This window comes from Pseudomonas sp. MYb118 (assembly GCF_040947875.1).
GTDB lineage: Bacteria > Pseudomonadota > Gammaproteobacteria > Pseudomonadales > Pseudomonadaceae > Aquipseudomonas.
In genome coordinates this window covers 483,739-501,780 of record NZ_JBFRXN010000001.1, presented here as the reverse complement: position 1 = coordinate 501,780, position 18,042 = coordinate 483,739, and the positions used below count along the sequence as shown (strand labels likewise).

General features: G+C 58.9%; 23 protein-coding genes and 1 tRNA gene. 9 read left to right on the top strand and 15 right to left on the bottom strand.

What is annotated here, in order from left to right:
• Positions 1-45 precede the first annotated feature (45 nt).
• Both infC and thrS read right to left on the bottom strand, forming a co-directional pair.
• Complete coding sequence (infC, locus tag ABVN20_RS02355) at positions 46-597, bottom strand: translation initiation factor IF-3 (protein WP_368554550.1); 552 nt, start codon at positions 595-597, stop codon at positions 46-48.
• Positions 597-2,519: a threonine--tRNA ligase gene (gene thrS, locus ABVN20_RS02350; RefSeq protein WP_368553765.1), complete on the bottom strand. Its 1,923-nt coding sequence runs from the start codon at positions 2,517-2,519 to the stop codon at positions 597-599. Before thrS ends, infC begins: the two co-directional genes overlap by 1 nt.
• Before the next feature lie 373 nt (positions 2,520-2,892).
• On the opposite strand from thrS, the gene ABVN20_RS02345 reads away from it, so the two are divergent.
• Positions 2,893-3,195 carry a hypothetical protein gene (locus ABVN20_RS02345; RefSeq protein WP_368553763.1) on the top strand — a complete coding sequence of 101 codons (303 nt, stop codon included), beginning with the start codon at positions 2,893-2,895 and terminating at the stop codon, positions 3,193-3,195.
• Positions 3,196-3,486: 291 nt separating this feature from the next.
• Positions 3,487-3,699: a cold-shock protein gene (locus ABVN20_RS02340; protein ID WP_003179963.1), complete on the top strand. Its 213-nt coding sequence runs from the start codon at positions 3,487-3,489 to the stop codon at positions 3,697-3,699.
• A 72-nt stretch (positions 3,700-3,771) separates the two neighbouring features.
• On the opposite strand, the gene ABVN20_RS02335 is transcribed toward ABVN20_RS02340, so the two are convergent.
• Both ABVN20_RS02335 and ABVN20_RS02330 read right to left on the bottom strand, forming a co-directional pair.
• The gene (locus ABVN20_RS02335) at positions 3,772-4,092 is read right to left on the bottom strand and encodes an I78 family peptidase inhibitor (protein ID WP_368553761.1); all 321 of its coding nucleotides are present in this window, start codon (positions 4,090-4,092) and stop codon (positions 3,772-3,774) included.
• Positions 4,093-4,254: 162 nt separating this feature from the next.
• Positions 4,255-4,560, bottom strand: a complete 306-nt coding sequence (locus ABVN20_RS02330) for a hypothetical protein (RefSeq protein ID WP_368553759.1) — start codon at positions 4,558-4,560, stop codon at positions 4,255-4,257.
• A 131-nt stretch (positions 4,561-4,691) separates the two neighbouring features.
• On the opposite strand from ABVN20_RS02330, the gene ABVN20_RS02325 reads away from it, so the two are divergent.
• A complete protein-coding gene (locus tag ABVN20_RS02325; protein ID WP_368553757.1) occupies positions 4,692-4,904 on the top strand; it encodes a hypothetical protein in 213 nt (70 codons plus the stop codon).
• A 33-nt stretch (positions 4,905-4,937) separates the two neighbouring features.
• Here ABVN20_RS02325 and ABVN20_RS02320 read toward each other — a convergent pair whose 3' ends face one another.
• The 8 genes from ABVN20_RS02320 to ABVN20_RS02285 form a co-directional block, all read right to left on the bottom strand.
• Positions 4,938-5,966, bottom strand: a complete 1,029-nt coding sequence (locus ABVN20_RS02320; protein WP_368553755.1) for a nucleoside hydrolase — start codon at positions 5,964-5,966, stop codon at positions 4,938-4,940.
• 38 nt (positions 5,967-6,004) lie between these two features.
• Entirely contained in the window at positions 6,005-6,409 is a 405-nt protein-coding gene (rbsD, locus tag ABVN20_RS02315; protein WP_368553754.1) for a D-ribose pyranase, read from the bottom strand.
• Positions 6,406-7,323, bottom strand: coding sequence for a ribokinase (rbsK, locus tag ABVN20_RS02310; protein ID WP_368553753.1), 918 nt, complete (start codon positions 7,321-7,323; stop codon positions 6,406-6,408). Before rbsK ends, rbsD begins: the two co-directional genes overlap by 4 nt.
• A gap of 18 nt (positions 7,324-7,341) precedes the next feature.
• On the bottom strand, positions 7,342-8,361 hold the full coding sequence (locus ABVN20_RS02305) for a LacI family DNA-binding transcriptional regulator (protein ID WP_368553751.1): 1,020 nt from the start codon (positions 8,359-8,361) through the stop codon (positions 7,342-7,344).
• 3 nt (positions 8,362-8,364) lie between these two features.
• A complete protein-coding gene (locus ABVN20_RS02300) occupies positions 8,365-9,342 on the bottom strand; it encodes an ABC transporter permease (protein WP_368553749.1) in 978 nt (325 codons plus the stop codon).
• Complete coding sequence (locus ABVN20_RS02295) at positions 9,339-10,892, bottom strand: sugar ABC transporter ATP-binding protein (protein ID WP_368553748.1); 1,554 nt, start codon at positions 10,890-10,892, stop codon at positions 9,339-9,341. The genes ABVN20_RS02300 and ABVN20_RS02295 overlap by 4 nt, the downstream gene beginning before the upstream one ends.
• 55 nt (positions 10,893-10,947) lie before the next feature.
• Complete coding sequence (locus ABVN20_RS02290) at positions 10,948-11,904, bottom strand: sugar ABC transporter substrate-binding protein (RefSeq protein ID WP_368553746.1); 957 nt, start codon at positions 11,902-11,904, stop codon at positions 10,948-10,950.
• 297 nt (positions 11,905-12,201) lie between these two features.
• Positions 12,202-12,657, bottom strand: a complete 456-nt coding sequence (locus ABVN20_RS02285) for a hypothetical protein (RefSeq protein WP_368553744.1) — start codon at positions 12,655-12,657, stop codon at positions 12,202-12,204.
• Positions 12,658-12,810: 153 nt separating this feature from the next.
• On the opposite strand from ABVN20_RS02285, the gene ABVN20_RS02280 reads away from it, so the two are divergent.
• Positions 12,811-13,101, top strand: a complete 291-nt coding sequence (locus ABVN20_RS02280) for a DUF1654 domain-containing protein (RefSeq protein WP_368553743.1) — start codon at positions 12,811-12,813, stop codon at positions 13,099-13,101.
• 4 nt (positions 13,102-13,105) lie between these two features.
• The gene (locus tag ABVN20_RS02275) at positions 13,106-13,795 is read left to right on the top strand and encodes an endonuclease (RefSeq protein ID WP_368553741.1); all 690 of its coding nucleotides are present in this window, start codon (positions 13,106-13,108) and stop codon (positions 13,793-13,795) included.
• Positions 13,796-13,879: 84 nt separating this feature from the next.
• Here ABVN20_RS02275 and ABVN20_RS02270 read toward each other — a convergent pair whose 3' ends face one another.
• Positions 13,880-14,245 carry an SPOR domain-containing protein gene (locus ABVN20_RS02270; protein ID WP_368553739.1) on the bottom strand — a complete coding sequence of 122 codons (366 nt, stop codon included), beginning with the start codon at positions 14,243-14,245 and terminating at the stop codon, positions 13,880-13,882.
• Between the two features lie 250 nt (positions 14,246-14,495).
• Between ABVN20_RS02270 and csrA the strand changes: the two genes are divergently transcribed.
• Positions 14,496-14,687, top strand: coding sequence for a carbon storage regulator CsrA (gene csrA, locus ABVN20_RS02265; RefSeq protein WP_008028241.1), 192 nt, complete (start codon positions 14,496-14,498; stop codon positions 14,685-14,687).
• Between the two features lie 99 nt (positions 14,688-14,786).
• Here the strand turns inward: csrA and ABVN20_RS02260 are convergent, their stop codons facing one another.
• Positions 14,787-15,242 (bottom strand): DUF2214 family protein, encoded by a 456-nt coding sequence (locus ABVN20_RS02260; RefSeq protein ID WP_368553737.1) that lies wholly within the window; start codon positions 15,240-15,242, stop codon positions 14,787-14,789.
• A 171-nt stretch (positions 15,243-15,413) separates the two neighbouring features.
• On the opposite strand from ABVN20_RS02260, the gene ABVN20_RS02255 reads away from it, so the two are divergent.
• Positions 15,414-15,698, top strand: a complete 285-nt coding sequence (locus ABVN20_RS02255; RefSeq protein ID WP_368553735.1) for a hypothetical protein — start codon at positions 15,414-15,416, stop codon at positions 15,696-15,698.
• Between the two features lie 205 nt (positions 15,699-15,903).
• Positions 15,904-16,257 carry a hypothetical protein gene (locus ABVN20_RS02250; RefSeq protein WP_368553734.1) on the top strand — a complete coding sequence of 118 codons (354 nt, stop codon included), beginning with the start codon at positions 15,904-15,906 and terminating at the stop codon, positions 16,255-16,257.
• A gap of 197 nt (positions 16,258-16,454) precedes the next feature.
• Here the strand turns inward: ABVN20_RS02250 and ABVN20_RS02245 are convergent.
• Positions 16,455-16,531, bottom strand: a tRNA-Val gene (locus ABVN20_RS02245).
• A gap of 183 nt (positions 16,532-16,714) precedes the next feature.
• On the opposite strand from ABVN20_RS02245, the gene ABVN20_RS02240 reads away from it, so the two are divergent.
• Complete coding sequence (locus tag ABVN20_RS02240; protein WP_368553732.1) at positions 16,715-17,998, top strand: NAD(P)/FAD-dependent oxidoreductase; 1,284 nt, start codon at positions 16,715-16,717, stop codon at positions 17,996-17,998.
• The last annotated feature ends 44 nt before the right edge of the window (positions 17,999-18,042 follow it).

Sequence of the window (18,042 nt, the reverse complement as noted above, 5' to 3'; positions counted from 1 at the left end):
ATTCAGTTGATAAACATAATCAGAAGGCCTGCCGTGCCCTGTTGATTATTTCTTCTTTTTCGGGGCGATGACCATGATCAGCTGGCGTCCTTCCATCTTCGGATGCTGTTCGACCGAACCGTACTCGAGCAAGTCAGCTTCAACTCGCTTGAGGAGTTCCATCCCCAGCTCCTGGTGGGCCATCTCACGGCCGCGGAATCGCAAGGATACCTTGGCCCTGTCCCCGTCACTCAGGAAACGTACCAGGTTGCGTAGTTTTACCTGGTAATCCCCTTCCTCCGTCCCTGGACGAAACTTGATTTCTTTAACCTGAATCTGCTTCTGGTTCTTCTTCGCCGCTGCAACCTGCTTCTTCTTTTCGAAGATCGACTTGCCGTAGTCCATCACCCGGCAAACAGGCGGGACTGCGTCAGCGGAAATTTCTACCAGATCAAGCTTGGCTTCATCAGCAATACGAAGCGCTTCATCAATCGAGACGATGCCAATCTGCTCGCCGTCAGCGCCAATTAACCGAACCTCGCGTGCCGAGATATTCTCGTTGATCGGGGCTTTCGGTGCAGTTCGTTTATCTTGTCTCATATCACGCTTAATAATAATTACTCCGAATCTTGGCGACCACGCCGGGAAACCGCTTGTGCGAGAAACTCGGAGAACTGGGCGACGGGCATCGAGCCCAGGTCAGCGCCTTCACGAGTGCGCACAGCGACAGTCTGCGTCTCGACTTCCTTATCTCCAATAACCAGGAGGTATGGAACCTTGAGCAAGGTATGCTCGCGGATTTTAAAGCCGATTTTTTCATTTCTCAAGTCAGACTTGGCACGAAACCCGCTTTCGTTGAGAGTTTTTTCCACTTGGGCGACGAAATCTGCTTGTTTATCAGTGATGTTCATCACCACAGCCTGAGTCGGCGCCAGCCACGCAGGGAATGCCCCTTCGTAGTGCTCGATCAGAATTCCGACGAAACGCTCGAACGAGCCGAGGATCGCACGGTGCAGCATCACTGGATGCTTGCGGCTGTTGTCTTCGGAGACGAATTCGGCGCCCAGACGGACAGGCAGGTTAAAATCGAGCTGCAGGGTACCACACTGCCAGACACGGCCAAGGCAATCTTTCAGCGAGAATTCAATCTTCGGTCCGTAGAAGGCACCCTCTCCTGGCTGCAGATCGTACGGCAGGCCCGCACTGTCTAGCGCTGCGGCCAGTGCCGCTTCGGCGCGATCCCAAAGCTCGTCGGAACCGACGCGTTTTTCCGGACGAGTGGACAGCTTCATCTCGATGTCCTTGAAGCCGAAATCGGCGTAGACATCCATGGTCAGCTTGATGAACGCAGCGGATTCGGCCTGCATCTGCTCTTCGGTGCAGAAGATGTGGGCGTCGTCCTGGGTGAACGCACGCACACGCATGATGCCGTGCAGCGCACCCGATGGCTCGTTACGGTGGCAGGCACCGAACTCGGCCAGGCGCAGCGGCAGCTCGCGGTAGCTCTTCAGGCCCTGGTTGAACACTTGCACGTGGCAAGGGCAGTTCATTGGCTTGATGGCGTAGTCGCGGCTTTCCGACTCGGTGGTGAACATGTTGTCGGCGTAGTTCGCCCAGTGCCCGGATTTCTCCCACAGGCTGCGGTCGACGACCTGCGGAGTCTTGATCTCCAGGTAACCGTTTTCACGCTGAACCTTGCGCATGTACTGCTCGAGCACCTGGTACAGGGTCCAGCCGTTCGGGTGCCAGAACACCATGCCCGGCGCTTCTTCCTGGGTGTGGAACAGGCCCAGGCGCTTGCCGATCTTGCGGTGATCGCGCTTTTCAGCTTCTTCGATGCGCTGGATGTAGGCAGCCAGCTGCTTCTTGTCCGCCCACGCGGTGCCATAGACGCGCTGCAATTGCTCGTTCTTGGCATCGCCACGCCAGTAGGCGCCGGACAGCTTGGTCAGCTTGAAGGATTTGAGGAAACGGGTGTTCGGCACGTGCGGACCGCGGCACATGTCGACGTATTCTTCGTGATAGTACAGGCCCATGGCCTGTTCGTTCGGCATGTCCTCGACCAGGCGCAGCTTGTAGTCTTCGCCGCGGGCCTTGAACACTTCGATCACTTCGGCGCGCGGAGTGACTTTCTTGATCACGTCGTAATCTTTTTCGATCAGCTGCTGCATGCGGTGTTCAATGGCGGCCATGTCGTCCGGGGTGAAAGGACGTTCGAAGGCGATGTCGTAATAGAAGCCTTCGTCGATGACCGGCCCGATGACCATCTTGGCAGTCGGGTACAGCTGCTTGACCGCATGGCCAACCAGGTGCGCGCAAGAGTGGCGAATGATCTCCAGCCCCTCTTCATCCTTTGGCGTGATGATTTGCAGTGTGGCATCGCTGTCGATGATGTCGCTGGCGTCAACCAGCTTGCCATTGACCTTGCCGGCCAGGGTGGCCTTGGCCAGGCCTGCACCGATGGATGCGGCGACCTCGGCTACGGAAACCGGGTGGTCGAATGAACGTTGACTGCCGTCGGGAAGAGTAATAGTTGGCATGGCGCCTCCTCTCCTAGTGGTGACCCCTACCAAAGGTCACGTGGGTTGGGATGAGCCAGTACAAGATCCAGTCCAGGCCATTCAATGACGAACGCCTGCCTTACAGCGGCAGGAGCCTTGCGGCCAACCGGAAAACCGAACCAGAGTGACTGGGATTCAAATCAGGGTTATTCGGACATCTGCCGCCGCCGGGACTGAAGGTCGCTCGTGACTTGCAAATATCCAAGCGAGGCATGCTAGCACAGATGAACGGTCGTGGCGGCGCCAAGGTTTTGCATCGAGGCAAATCGGCCATTTTGTGCCAGAGTGCTGAACTAGAAAGCCCTTTCACCCCTCAGATAAAAAGACATTGACCCACAAGGAGCATCTCAGCATGCGTCTGAATCGTTTGTTCGCCGTCGCCGCCCCTCTCGTTCTCCTGCTGCCGCTGACTGCCCACGCGGAATGGCCCAAGGGTGAACGCGAGAAGTACATGGCTCAGTGCACCCAGGCGGCCAGCCAGCAGATCGGCGCCGCAGCCGCCAAAGCGCATTGCGCATGTGGCGCCGATGCGATCAAGTCATACCCCGCCGCTGACCTTCAGGCCCTGATGGACAACAAGGCCAGCGAAGCATTGCAGCAAAAGGCACTGAGCCAAATCGCCTCATGCAAGGCCGATAACAAGGCCAAGAAGTAACGCCAAAAAGGCGCAATGAGGGGTCCGATCACCGTTGAACCCCCGCGAAAAGCGCCTTTTTCAACAATTTATGCAGGTTTTACAGCTTTTTTTATCGTCTTTACTTTCGCCTGAAAGCCTTTTAAATCGGGGCTTCCAGACGCATCGAGCAACAAAGAGCGTGTGCGTACGGGGCAAACAGTGCCTGCGGGGGGCTCCCAAATCGAACATTTCGACTATGATACCCCGGTGTGCCCAGTTGGCCTGAGCAACACAGTACTACTGAAAATATATGTTTCTTGGAGATACACCATGTCTAATCGCCAAACCGGCACCGTTAAATGGTTCAACGATGAAAAAGGCTTCGGCTTCATCACTCCTCAAGGTGGCGGTGACGACCTGTTCGTACACTTCAAAGCTATCGAAAGCGACGGTTTCAAAAGCCTGAAAGAAGGCCAAACCGTATCCTTCGTGGCTGAGAAAGGCCAAAAGGGTATGCAAGCTGCACAAGTTCGCCCAGAGTAATTTCCCGGCGCACTAAAAAAACCCCGTCCATGTGACGGGGTTTTTTATGGGTGATGCAAAAGCCTGACGCTATCAGCCGCAGTTGACGCGGGTGATCATCAGGTTCGCATCGGTGTTCAGGTTCAGGCGATCGGAACGGTATTCCAGCGTTACCATGTCGTCAGGCTTGAGGATTCGGGCATTTTGCGCACCGGCACGAACACGCGCCTGCTCCAGCAGCTCGGGCGAAGCCTTTTTGCCAAGGGCGAATTCGGCAGCCTTCGCTTCACAACGACTGTGACCGGAGTCCGTCGTTGCAACAGGGTCTGCGGCCGAGTCGGTGGATGTATTACTGCAACCTGCCAGCAGGCTAGCGGCCAGCAAAGTACCCAATGACGCGAGCTTCCAAGGCATGAAGCCTCCTTTTCCAATAGTTGAGCTTAAATCGTGCGACCGCCAATTTGGCGTTTGGTTTCCCGAGGCAGTGCTAGCACCTTGCCCTGGATCCGGGCTGGCGAGTTTGCCTGACCCTCTCCCGTCGTTCATCCCGCAATCGTGACTGAATATGAACGACACTCAGTAAACATCAATGTAGTCGTAGGGTGGCTTGGGCCAGTTGTCTTTCAGCGCATTGAAAATCTGCATGACCCAGACCTCGTCACTGGCGGCCACCCGGCCTACGTAGCCAGACCCCTTGGCCCAGGTTTCCAGGCGAAACAGCAGGTCGTCTATGTCGGTACCGCCCACGACGCCCGATGAGATATAGGCAATGCCGCCCTTGGTCACCCGCAATTGCGTGTGCACATCATCACTGGCACTGGCCAGCAGTTGGCGCACAGCCTCGATGGTCAGGCCGTCAGGAGCGTTCAAGTCGATCTGCACAGCACGTTCCTTGAAGAATCATCAATGCCCCAGTGTCGCACAGCCCTGCCCTCATGCCTAAGTCGGAGTGTCAAACCCGCGGCAAAATGATTAACTCACAGGCAGACTTCATCCCACTTCAGAGCGCCATCATGACCACCGTAAGCATCGACGCCGATATCAAGGCCAAATGGCCACAGGGCCATAGCTCCTACAGCCCGGGCAGCCCGGAGGAACTGGCAATCATCAGCGTCGATCTGTTGGTCAAGGAGCTGGGAACCGAAGCCGCGCAATCCTTCTTCGCACAGGTATTCGAGAAATACCCCGCCGACTACACAGGGGCCGAGGACAACGCCAGGGAGTGAACCCGCAGGCCGGCACCTGCGGGTGTGAGGTTTTTACTTCAGGCGTGCCAGGCGCTCGGTCAGCAGGTCGAAGAACCCCTGGGCGTCGCCACTCTCGACCCAGAAAGCGTTCTTCGGCGCTTTCAGGCCGTCATACCAGTCGACGATGGTCTGGCCGAATGTCGGCCCTTCTCGACTATCAATCACCACATTGACCGAGCGGCCACTGAACAGCTGCGGCTTGAGCAGGTAGGCAATGACGGTGGCGTCATGCACCGGGCCGCCAGGCAGCCCGTAATGCTCCATGTCGCCCTTGATGTACTCATTGAGGATATCGCCCACCAGCTTGCTGGCATTGTTGTTCAAGGCCGCAATCTGCTTCAGGCGCGCTTCACTGGTCAGGACCTTGTGCGTCACGTCCAGTGGCAGGTAGGTCAGCTTGACGCCGCTTTTGAGCACGACCTCGGCGGCCTGCGGATCGGCGAACAGGTTGAATTCGGCCACGGGGGTAATGTTGCCGCCGTTGAAGTGCGCACCACCCATGATCACCACTTCCTTGATGCCCTGGACGATCTCGGGCTCCTGCATCAACGCCAGCGCCAGGTTGGTCTGCGGCCCCAGCATGGCGATGGTGATGCTATGGGGTTTCGCGGTTTTCAGCGTGTCGATCAGGTAAGTGACTGCATTACCTTCGGCCAGGCCCTTTTTCGGTTCATGCACGGTGACGCCAGACATGCCTTCCTTGCCATGAATGTTGTCGGCATAAATCGGCGTGCGCATCAGCGGCTTCGATGCACCGGCGTACACCGGCACCTCCTCGCGCCCCGCCCACTCTCGCGCCAGCCGCGCGTTGCGCGAGGTCTTGTCCAGGCGCACGTTGCCAGCCACGGTGGTCAAGGCACGGATGTTCAGCTCCTGCGGTGATGCCAGGGCGAAAAGCAGGGCGACCACATCGTCGGCGCCCGGATCGGTGTCGATGATCAGGTCGATCTTTTGCGCCGCCTGGGCGCTCGTTGCGGTCATCAGGGACACAAGCAGCAGACTCCCGATCAGGTGGTGCAGTTTCTGGGCATAGCGGTACATGGCGCACTCCTTGTGCAAGGGGGAAACGGTCAATCAATTCAAAAGGTGACACCGGCAGCCAGGACGATGTTGCAATACGGCTGGCATTCGCCGGTGCGCACGATCGCCCTCGCCTGCCGACTGAGGATCTTGAACTGCTCATGGTCGACCAACTGGCGCTGACCCAAAGCACCTTCGGCATGCAGTTTGTCCAGGGCGACCAGCGCCGTCGGCTGTTTATCCAGGATTTCGCTGGCCAGCACGTGACGCTCGACCTGCATTTCGCTGAGGACGACGTTCAATGTGCTGATGAAATCCGGAATGCCCTGGGTCAGGGCCAGGTCGATCAACTCGACGCCTGGCGGAACCGGCAGGCCGGCATCGCCGATCACGACCAGGTCGCCATGCCCCAGGGAGGCGATCAGTCGCGACAAGGCGACGTTGAGCAGAGGTGTTTTCTTCATGGTGCGGTAAAGGCCTGTACATCGGATAAATCGGGAATCGAGGGCTGCGCGCCCGCGCGGGTGACCGACAGTGCAGCGGCAACCTGGCCAAAGCGGATGGCTTCGCTTTCACTTTTGCCCGCGGCCAGTGCCGCGGCGAAACCACCGACGAAGGTGTCCCCCGCCGCCGTGGTATCCACCGCTTTCACCTTCGGCGCTGCGCAGTGTTCGAAGGATTGGCCATTGGCAAACAGCGAACCTTGCGCGCCCAAGGTAACGATGACCTTGCCCGCGCCCATGGCGATCAGGCGCGTGGCTGCGGCTTCGGCGGTCGCCAGCGAATCCACGGGCAGCCCGGTCAGGGCCGACGCTTCGCTCTCGTTGGGGATGAGGTAGTCGATGGCGGCATACCAATCGGCGGGCAGCGGACGACTGGCGGGGGCCGGGTTGAGGATCACGGTCTTGCCCAGCTCCCGGCCACGCTTGAGCGCATGCCCCACGGTGGCATCCGGCACCTCCAACTGACAGATGATCACATCCGCCGCCTGCAACACGGCATCGAACCGATCAATCGACGCCGGCGTCAGTGCACCATTGGCACCGGCCACGATGACGATCGCGTTCTGGCTGTCGTCATCGACCACAATCAGCGCCACCCCACTGGAGCCGTCGACCGTGCTGACCGCCTGACAGTCGATACCGTCGGCCAGCAATGCCCCACGCAATGCTTCACCGTAGGCATCGCTGCCGACGCAACCGACCATCGAGACCTGCGCGCCCAACCGCGCCGCGGCAACGGCCTGGTTGGCGCCCTTGCCGCCCGATACCGTGGTGAACGACTCACCGATCAGCGTCTCGCCACCACGGGGCAGGCGCGGAGCGCGGGTCACCAGATCCATGTTCAGGCTGCCTATCACCACTACTTTTGCTGACATACATCGCTACTCGCTGATTCAACGCAATTGCGCGAACAGACCGGCCAGGGGCGCAGTCGATTCACGCAGGACAATACTGGGCGTCACGATCCGCTGATCGATGGCCGTATCCGGCTTGGCGATCCTGCGCAGCAGTACGCCCGCGGCCATTTCCCCCAGTTGCAGGATCGACTGCCCCACGGTGGTCAGCGCCGGATAGACGTAGCGACTCATCTGGATATCGTCGAAGCCGATCACCGACAGCTCGCTCGGCACACGAATGTTGCGCTCGGCGGCCGCCCGCAGCACACCGATGCCGATCATGTCGTTACCGGCGAAAATCGCGCTGGGTGGGTTCTTTTCCAGCAGGATGGCAGCGGCGCTGTAACCTCCCGTGCTGGTGAAATCGCTGCCCAGCATGCGCTCGGGCGATGCGCCGACGCCGGCTTCCTGCAAGGCGCGGCAATACCCCGCCAGACGCATCTGCGCGACACTGGTATCGGCAGGCCCGCCAATCATGGCGATGTCCCGATGCCCCAGTTCCAGAAGGTGCCGGGTCGCCAGGTAGGCGCCGTATTCATGGTCGATGCGCACCAGGTCGGCATTCACGCCTTGCAGCCCCCGGTCGACAATGACCATCGGCGTACGCACTCCTGCCAACCCTTCCGCCAGCCCGGCGTCACCACCGGCCGAGGCCACGATCAGCCCATCAATGCGTTTTTCCAGCAACACTCGCAGGTAGCTGCGCTGCTTGTCCGGGTCGTCATCGGAGTTGCACAGGATCACGCAATAACCATTGCGCTCGCAGTGATCTTCGATGCCGCGCGCCAGCTCGGCGAAATACGGGTTGAGGCTGTTGGGCACCAGCAGGCCGATGGTCGCCGTGGTCTTGGCTTTCAACGAGCGCGCGACCGCGCTGGGCACGTAGTCGAGGCTTTTGATCGCCGCCTCGACCTTGACCCGCACTTCTTCACTGACCGGGCGGGTCTTGTTCACCACATGGGAGACCGTGGTGTAGGAAATCCCCGCGAGTGCGGCCACATCTTTGATGGTTGCCATGATTCAGCTCCGCCGGCTTGCGCGCTGACTGCGATAGGTGTCCAGCACCACCGCCACCACGATGACCGCGCCGGTGATGATGCGCTTGGTCGGCTCGGTCGCACCGATCTGCGCCAGGCCGGCCGCCAGAACCGAGATGATCAGGACGCCGAAAAAGGTACTGATCACCGAACCGCGCCCGCCCATCAGGCTGGTGCCACCGATGACCACCGCGGCAATCACCTGCAGCTCCAGGCCGGAGCCGGCATTCGGGTCGGCTGCTTCCAGGCGCGAAATCTGGAACAGCGCCGCGATACCGGCCAGCAACCCCATCAGACTGAACACCAGGATCTTGTAGGGCTTGGGGTTGATCCCCGCCAGACGCACCGCTTCTTCGTTGGTACCGATACCGATCAGGTAACGCCCGAACACCGTACGCGTCAATACAGCCTGGGCCACGAAAATAATCAGCAGAGCAATGATGAACGACGGCGAAATGCCGAAGGCGATCGGATTGGACAGCCAGGCAAAGGCATCACCGATATAGGCGGTGCGCGAACCGGTCATCTGATACGCCACGCCCCGGGCCATTTCCAGCACACCGAGGGACACGATAAAGGACGGAATTCGCCAGGCCACGGTGATCGAGCCGGTGATGGTGCCAGCCAGTGCCGCAGCCGCCATGCCCAGCAGCGCGGCGGGCAACACGCTCCAGCCCCAGCCGAGAATCGCCACGCTGACCGTGGACGCCGCGAGCGCCAGCACCGAGCCCACCGACAGGTCGATGCCGCCGATGATCAGCACGAAGGTCATGCCGACCGCCAGCACCATCAGATCGGGAATCTGGTTGGCCAGGGTGCTGAAGGTGTCGTAGGACAGAAAGTGGCTGCTCAGGATCGAGAACAGGACAATCATCGCCAGCAAGGCACCGGCCAGGCCCAGGTAAGTGCCGAGGCCGTAGAAGTTGCCGCTACGTTTACCGGCAGGCGTTGCAGTTTTCATGGGAGATCCCTAGGCGCTGCCTCATTAAGCAACGCATCACGTTTTTGGTAGCCGGCAAAAGCGGCGGCAAGCAAGTCATCCTGGGTCCAGCTGTCGCGCTCGAATGTCTCGATCAGGCGACCCGCCGACAGCACGCCAATGCGGTCGCAGATCAGCATCAATTCGCGCAGGTCGCTGGACACCACCACCAGCGCCTTGCCCTGACGGGTCAACTCACCGAGCAGTGCATAAATATCGAATTTGGCACCGACGTCGATCCCGCGCGTGGGCTCGTCGAACAGCAGCACCGCACAATCACGCTCCAGCCAGCGGCCGATCACCACTTTCTGCTGGTTGCCACCGGACAGCTCGGAGACCAGTTGCGTCGGGCTGGAACTGCGAATGCGCATGGCGTCGATCTGACGCTGGGCCAGGGACAGTTCATCAACGTTGTTGACGACCCCGGCACTGGAAATTTCCTTCATGTTGCCCAGGGCGATGTTGGCGCTGATCGACTGGGTCAGCAGCAAGCCTTCCCCTTTGCGGTCTTCGGTAATCAAGGCGATCCCGTGCGCGACGGCATCCGCTGGCGAGCGAATATTCGCCACCTGCGCCGGCGAACCCAGCGCCACGGTGCCGCTGTCCGCCACATCGGCGCCGAAAATCAGCCGCAACAGCTCCGTGCGCCCTGCCCCGATCAGCCCGGAAATGCCGAAAATCTCGCCGGCACGCACTTCGAAGGACACGTCACGAACCTTGTCGGTATGGGTCAGGCCCTTGACCGTCAGCGCCGGCGTGCCGATTTTGCGGGGCCCCATGTCGATGTGTTCGCCCAGCTCACGACCCACCATCAGGGTCACCAACTGTTCGCTGTTGTAATTGGCCATCGGCTCGACGCACACCAGGTTGCCGTCACGCAGCACCGCAATGCGCTGGGCCACCCGGGCCAGTTCTTCGAGGCGATGGGAGATGTAGATGATCGACACCCCGCGAGCTTGCAGGCGGGTGATCTGCTCGAAGAGCATTTCCACTTCGCGAGCCGTCAGCATGGCGGTCGGCTCGTCGAGGATCAGTACGTGGCAATCGCCAATCAGGTTGCGGGCGATCTCGACCATTTGCTGGTGACCGATGCCCAGTTCGCCGACCAGGGTGTCCGGGTCGATGGCATCGAGCCCGACCTGGGCCATGGCCTCGATCGCCGCCTTGCGCAGTTGCTTGCGGCTGATCCAGCCCGCGTTACTGGGCAGATTGTCGAGAAACAGGTTTTCCGCGACAGACAGGGTCGGCAGCAGATTGAGTTCCTGCATGACCATGCGGATGCCCAGCTCTTCCGCCTGGGTGCGGCTGCCGGGGCGGTAATCCTGCCCCTGGAATTGCATCTGGCCGGTGGTCGGCGTGACCAGGCCACCGATGATCTTCGACAGCGTGCTTTTGCCGGCACCGTTCTCGCCGGTCAACGCCAGCACTTCCCCACGCATCAGCGTCAGGTCGATACCGGTGAGGACAGGTTGCGCATACGTCTTGCCGATACCGCTGACCGAGAGGACAGCGTTCGGAGCGGAAACTGACATAAGAATCTCCATGCGCTCGCCCGGACGGGCGAGCACCGTTGTGTCGCCAGAAGAACTACTTGGTCACCAGCTCGACTGGAGTTTCAATGACGCCATTGGCGCCGCTGTCGAGCTTCTCGCCCTTGATGATCTTCAGCGCCGTCTCGATGCCGAACACGGCTTGCTTGGCGGCGTACTGGTCGGCGGTGGCGAGGACGCGGCCATCCTTGAGCATCGGCTTGATCGCATTGATGTTGTCGTAGCCGACCACTTGCACCTTGCCCGCCTTGCCGGCGGCGCGCACCGCCGACACCGCACCGACCGCCATGCTGTCGTTGCCGGCCAGCAGGGCCTTGATGTTCGGGTATTCGCTGAGCATGGACGAGGCAACCTGGTTGCCCTTGTTGATTTCCCAGTCACCGGATTGCAGCGACACGACCTTGATCTGCGCCGCTTCCATCGCATCCTTGAAGCCTGCGGTGCGGGCCTGGGCGTTGGTGGTGGTGGACACGCCTTCGATGATGCCGACTTCGTCACCGGCCTTGAGCTGCTTGGCCAGGTATTCGCCCACCAGGCGCGCACCCTTGCGGTTGTCCGGGCCTACGAACGGTACGCTGATGTTTTTGCTCTTGAGCACCGCGGGATCGAGTTGGTTGTCGATGTTGACCACGGTGATGCCCGCGTCCACCGCTTTCTTGATCACCGGCACCATGGCTTTCGAATCAGCCGGGGCGATGACCAGCGCATTGACCTTGGAGACGATCATTTGCTCGACGATGCGAATCTGGTTGGCGGTGTCGGTTTCGTCCTTGATGCCGTTGGAGATCAGGTCGAAGTCTGCGGAGTGGTCTTTCTGGTAGGCCTTGGCGCCGTCTTCCATGGTCAGGAAGAATTCGTTGGCCAGGGATTTCATGACCAGCGCGACTTTAGGTTTTTCAGGGGTTTCGGCAAAAGCCGAGGAGACAGGCAGCGCGGCGGATGCGGCAGCCAGCATAGCGACAGCGAGAAGACGTCCAGCAAATGGCAGCTTCATGGATTCACTCCGATCTTATGATTATTCTGAGCAACGCTTGCGCTAGAGTAAGCACAGCACCCTTCAAAAATAAGACCTTCGGGGCCACGCAAACGTTTGCGAAGACCGAACTATGCGAATCCTGCGTTCATTTGTCAACGACCGCAGAGCTACTGGGTATTACTGAAGCATTCGTTTACGTTGGCTACTTCCCAAACCAGATTGGCGGTGACCGTTGATGTCGGCAATCTACGTATGCGAATCCTGCGGTCATTTGCCAACGACCGCAGAGCTACCTGGCATTACTGAAGCATTCATTTACGCCGTAGTGCTGACAATGTTCCCTGTGCTGGAACCCTTGGCCATTTCCCGGACCAGATTGGCGGTGACCTGAGCCAGCGCGGCGCTGGTGTCGGCAATCTGCCCCTGGATCGCCATGACGGCCGCCTCTTTCGCTTCCGGGGTCGCGTAAGACGCTGCCTCGGCAGCTGCCAACTGCTCCTGTTGTTCGCGCAATTGTTGTTGCAGTTCGCGCATGCGCTTGAGCAACGTCTTCACCGCCACGCTCTGACCGCTGTCGCTGGCGCTTTCCGACTTGGTCTCGGTCATGGGACCGCCACCGGTGCGAACCTGGGTGCCGTCACCCTCTTCCTCAGTACCCAACGCCAGCCCAGCCGCCCCGGAGGTCGATTCGCTCAACGCGTCGACTGTCGCCGTGGATTTGCCGCCGATGGTGATTGCACTCGGATTGGGGAAGCCAATCGAAATGGACATGCTGACTCCTGAAAAAAAATCCTTTGAAGAGCATCGACCTCACTACGGATTTCTTTAGCGACGCTCATGGGCCGATAAAAACTTCCTTCTTCCTACACCAAACGGAAAAAACAGCTGTCAGAGGATTTTCTTGAATTTTAAGCAGTTGCGAAAATGCTTACGGTTAAATACTGTATGCACGTACAGCTTAATAAGGATAATTCCGTGGCCGACACCTCCGCTTCTCCCGACGCCTATCAACGCATGGGCATGCGCGTTCAGAAAATCATCAACTCCCCCACCGCCCAGAAAGCCAAGGCAGCCCTGATCTTTCGCCTGCCCGACGAACCCGTGGATGAATGGGAGCAGTTGCTCGAAGAAATCGACGAGAACGACAACGTCACCCTCGCCTACCGCGACGATGGCGGCGTGCAGATTTTCTGGGTTGTGCCGAAGGAAGACTGAGTCGATGAGTGTTCGCTGGTTTGTTTTGCTGTTGGTTTTTTTCGCGGTGGGTGCTCAGGCGGATGCCCCGCGCACCTTCAGCGAAGCCAAGAAAGTCGCCTGGAAGCTGTATGCCCCGCAATCCACCGAGTTCTACTGCGGGTGCAAATACACCGGTAACAAAGTGAATCTCTCGGCCTGCGGTTACGTACCGCGCAAAAATGCCAAGCGCGCGGCGCGCATCGAATGGGAGCACATCGTCCCGGCCTGGCAGATTGGCCACCAACGCCAGTGCTGGCAGGAAGGCGGGCGCAAGAACTGCACGCGATACGACCCCACGTATCAAAAGGCCGAAGCCGATTTGCATAACCTGGTGCCAAGCATCGGCGAGGTGAACGGCGACCGCAGCAATTTCAGTTTTGGCTGGCTGCCGGAGCAATCGGGCCAATATGGCTCATGCCTGACTCAAGTCGATTTCAAGGCGAAGAAGGTCATGCCGCGCCCCTCCATTCGCGGGATGATCGCCCGAACCTACTTCTACATGAGCAAGCAATACGGCCTGCGCCTGTCCAAACAGGATCGGCAGCTGTACGAGGCCTGGAACAAAACCTACCCGGTGCAGGCCTGGGAGCGGCAACGCAACCAGAGCGTGGCGTGTGTCATGGGACGCGGCAACGAATTCGTCGGGCCGGTGGACATGAAGGCCTGCGGTTAAACACGACCGAAAAAACAAAGGCCTCGGGTTGAACGCCCGTGGCCTTTTTGTTTATCACTGCGATTGACCGCTACAGGTCAACGTTCACTGCGCCGCCGGGCGCTCGATCACCAGCAACTCGATGTTCTGTTTTTTCGCACGAGTCAGCGCCGCGCGCACTTCTTCCTGCTTCGCCTCGGCCTCGGCTTTCGAGTTGTAGGGGCCCATCAGAATGCGCGTCTTGCCGTTCTCCTTGATCACGTTGGCAATGAAACTGTGCTCGATCAACCAGCCACTGAGGTCGCTGACCGCCTGGGTTATCTCCCCCCGGACCTCCAGATCCCATTGAGGAACCGACGCCGCTGCCGGCGCAACAGTCGCTGACGGCTGCGGTTTTGGCGCGTCAACGCGCTTGCCTTCGCCACATCCCGCCATTGCCAGTACTGCGATTACCAGGGCCACTTTGCGCACAACGCTTACCTCTGAATACTGAAAGCGAGGATTTTAACACCGCTGAATACTTGCGCAGGCCTGCAAATTGGGCTGAAAACAGCGAGAATGATGGATGCGGCCTCTGTATAGTTACGCCTTGGGAATTAATGCAGCATCTGCGCGTCAGAAAGAGGCACCCAAACCGTGAGACTTCGCACTAATCTATACATACCACCGACCTCTGCACTGTCCGAATCAGGTGCCCCACGTAGCAATCAAGGAGAAGACCATGCTGATACTCACCCGCAAAGTCGGTGAAAGCATAAACATTGGCGATGACATTACGATCACCATTCTGGGCGTAAGCGGCCAGCAAGTCAGAATCGGCATCAACGCCCCGAAAGACGTTGCAGTGCACCGCGAAGAGATTTATCAGCGCATTCAAGCCGGCCTGACCGCGCCGGACAAACCACAGTCCTGAATCCTGCTGCAGTCAGTAGCCAGCCCGTTACCCATCACGACGGCTGGCTAAAGATTCGCTACTTGTCCCCCTCCCCGCCAGAAGCTTGCCGCGCGCCTACTAACCAAACATGACGCCACGCGCCATGCCCGTCGCCGCAATCACCATCAACAACATCAGCAAACCTTCGATATGGCTGATCCGTGCGAACAACGTCGCGCGCGCGGTATCGACAGCCGCGCCACGACCCAGGGCAATCCGCCACTTGATCAGGCTCACCATTGGCGCAAGTTCAAGCAGCAGAATCAGCACAAAAAATGTCATTTTGAGATGGAACAGCGGCTGCTGCAGGTAATAGTCCGTACCTTTTTCGTAGCCGCCGAAAGCCCGCATCCCGCCAGTCACCAGGAGAATGAGGGCGCAAATCCCCCAGACGTTGTCGGCAATCAACACACTGCGAACCTCGCCCACGCCCTTGGCCAGGCGGCGCAAATTCGTGCCCCGCGTCAGCACCGCCCAGAACCCCAGGCCAAACGCCAACAAGTGAAGTGCCGCAAGCAGCCAGTGAGTCAGCATCGAGTAACTCCCGTCAGGACGATCATGATTAAACCTGTCAGTAGTAGCTCATCGTTCACGGCCTTGCATCCATGCGACACCAAAACGATTTTCACTGGAATCCGCCCGCCTCTTCACTCGCCACAAATGATAATATTTCTCAAGACGAGATGAGGTAAGGACGCGGGGTCAATGAGGGAACGTTACGAGATCCACTTTGTGGCAGATGGTTTCAAGCAGGCCATCATCGTCGAACGATCCGGCATGAGCGACCTTGAAGCCTGGAAAGCCGCCCTGCTTCACCACGGGGAATGCGCAGGCACGACCTTCAACATTCGACGGGTCCTGGAAGCCATTGACAGGGCCAAGGACCTGGGCATAGAAAAAGTGCGCTGGAACAAGGCCAGCCACACCATCGCCTGGAGTGAGCGGGCGAAACTGGCGCGCAGTCTCGTGGGACTTAAGGTGGTGGAGTAGCACGTCTTCCCGCACCAGAGGTAATGACAGAATCGAAGGCGCCCTGAAGACACCGGACAAAACGAAGATTTCATCAAATTGGCGCTCGCGGTGCTGAACGCGCCAAATGACCGAATATCGCCTGGCGGCTAAATTTTTATCAGGATGGCGGAAAGTGACCTAGGCTCCTTCTCGCAACGCCCATCAGATCCAGGGACGGTGAATAATGAAGGCTCTCTTTATTATCACGACGGCGCTTTTTTGCCTTTCGTGCAATGCGGATGAAGTAGCAATCGCGTACCCGAGCGACCCTCAGGCGGGTTACTCGATCGTCTCGGTTGAAGGAGTGTGGCCTCGCCGAATCTCTGTCCTGAAAATTGCGAGAGAAGAATTCACCACCTACGTCAAAAGGGAGTTTGACTGCTTGAACTCTAGAGTTCGCTACCTTGGATCAAGCAACAATCCTGAGCTTTTCAGCCAAAATCAGGAGGATAAATATTCCTCCCCTGCCAACATCACTCTCCTCACCTCGATCCTTTTCTCTAAAACCTGCAAAGGATTTGTTGCGGCCTCCAGATGACGGTCGCGACCTCTGACGACACTCGACAATCCTTGCAAGACCGAGACTGGGTGGCTGTGAACAGATTCGTATGAGCCATGAGATAGCGGTGCTCGTTTGCCCAGGAATTTCCCGAAGCTTGCCCAAACCCAAGACAACAAAAAAGGGCTCACCTTTCGGTGAGCCCTTTCAGACCGCCCAGCAGAGCGGATTTTGTTTGGTAGGCGCGATTGGACTCGAACCAACGACCCCCACCATGTCAAGGTGGTGCTCTAACCAACTGAGCTACGTGCCTGCTGTGAGGCGGCATTCTACGGAATTCCGGAGGGGTGTCAACACCTTTTTTCGCGCTAACCCTATGAATATGCAAAATTTTTAATTTCGCGGCTGCAAAGAAGCTTTTGCGGTGGCTGGCGGTGGATTTTCAACTCGGGTAGGATCGCCGTGTACGTTAAATTTATTAAACAGAGGCTGCAGGATGGCGAACACCCCTTACCCAGAGTCCTATTACGCCGCATCGGCCAACGCGGCGCCTGCGCGCCCGGCTTTGCAGGGTGAAGTCGAGACTGATGTCTGTGTGATCGGCGCCGGTTACACCGGGCTGTCCTCTGCCCTGTTCCTATTGGAGAGTGGTTTCAAGGTCACGGTACTGGAAGCGGCCAAGGTCGGCTTTGGTGCCTCGGGCCGCAATGGTGGCCAGATCGTTAACAGCTACAGTCGCGACATTGATGTGATCGAGCGCTCGGTGGGTCCCAAGCAGGCGCAGTTGCTGGGGCAGATGGCGTTCGAGGGTGGGCGGATCATTCGTGAGCGGGTGGCCAAATACGACATTCAATGCGATTTGAAGGACGGCGGTGTGTTTGCCGCGATGACCGCCAAGCAGATGGGCCATCTGGAGTCGCAGAAACGCCTGTGGGAGCGTTTCGGCCATACGCAGCTCGAGCTGATGGATCAGGCCCGCATTCGTGAGGTGGTGAATTGCGAGCAGTATGTGGGCGGCATGCTCGACATGAGTGGCGGCCACATCCATCCGTTGAACCTGGCTTTGGGTGAAGCGGTGGCTGTCGAGTCTCTGGGCGGTACGATCTATGAGCAATCGCCGGCCGTGCGTATCGAGCGCGGCGCCAATCCGGTGGTGCACACGCCACAGGGCAAGGTGCGGGCCAAATTCATTATCATTGCGGGTAACGCCTATCTGGGCAACCTGGTGCCGGAGCTGGCGGCCAAGTCGATGCCTTGCGGCACCCAGGTGATCACTACCGAGCCGTTGAGCGACGAGCTGGCGAACAGCTTGTTGCCCCAGGACTACTGCGTCGAGGACTGCAACTACCTGCTCGACTACTACCGGTTGAGCGGCGACAAGCGCCTGATTTTCGGGGGTGGCGTGGTGTATGGCGCGCGGGATCCGGCGAACATCGAGGCGATCATCCGGCCGAAGATGCTCAAGGCGTTTCCGCAGCTCAAGGATGTGAAGATCGACTACGCCTGGACGGGTAATTTCCTGCTGACCTTGTCGCGTCTGCCACAGGTGGGGCGACTGAGTGACAACATCTATTACTCCCAGGGCTGCAGCGGCCACGGCGTGACCTACACGCACCTGGCGGGCAAGGTGCTGGCCGAAGCGCTGCGCGGGCAGGCTGAGCGTTTCGATGCGTTTGCCGACCTGCCGCACTATCCGTTCCCGGGCGGGCAATTGCTGCGCACGCCGTTTGCGGCGTTGGGGGCGTGGTATTACGGGTTGCGGGATAAATTCGGCTATTAACCAACCCCGCCCCCTGTAGGAGCGAGCTTGCTCGCGATGGAGGA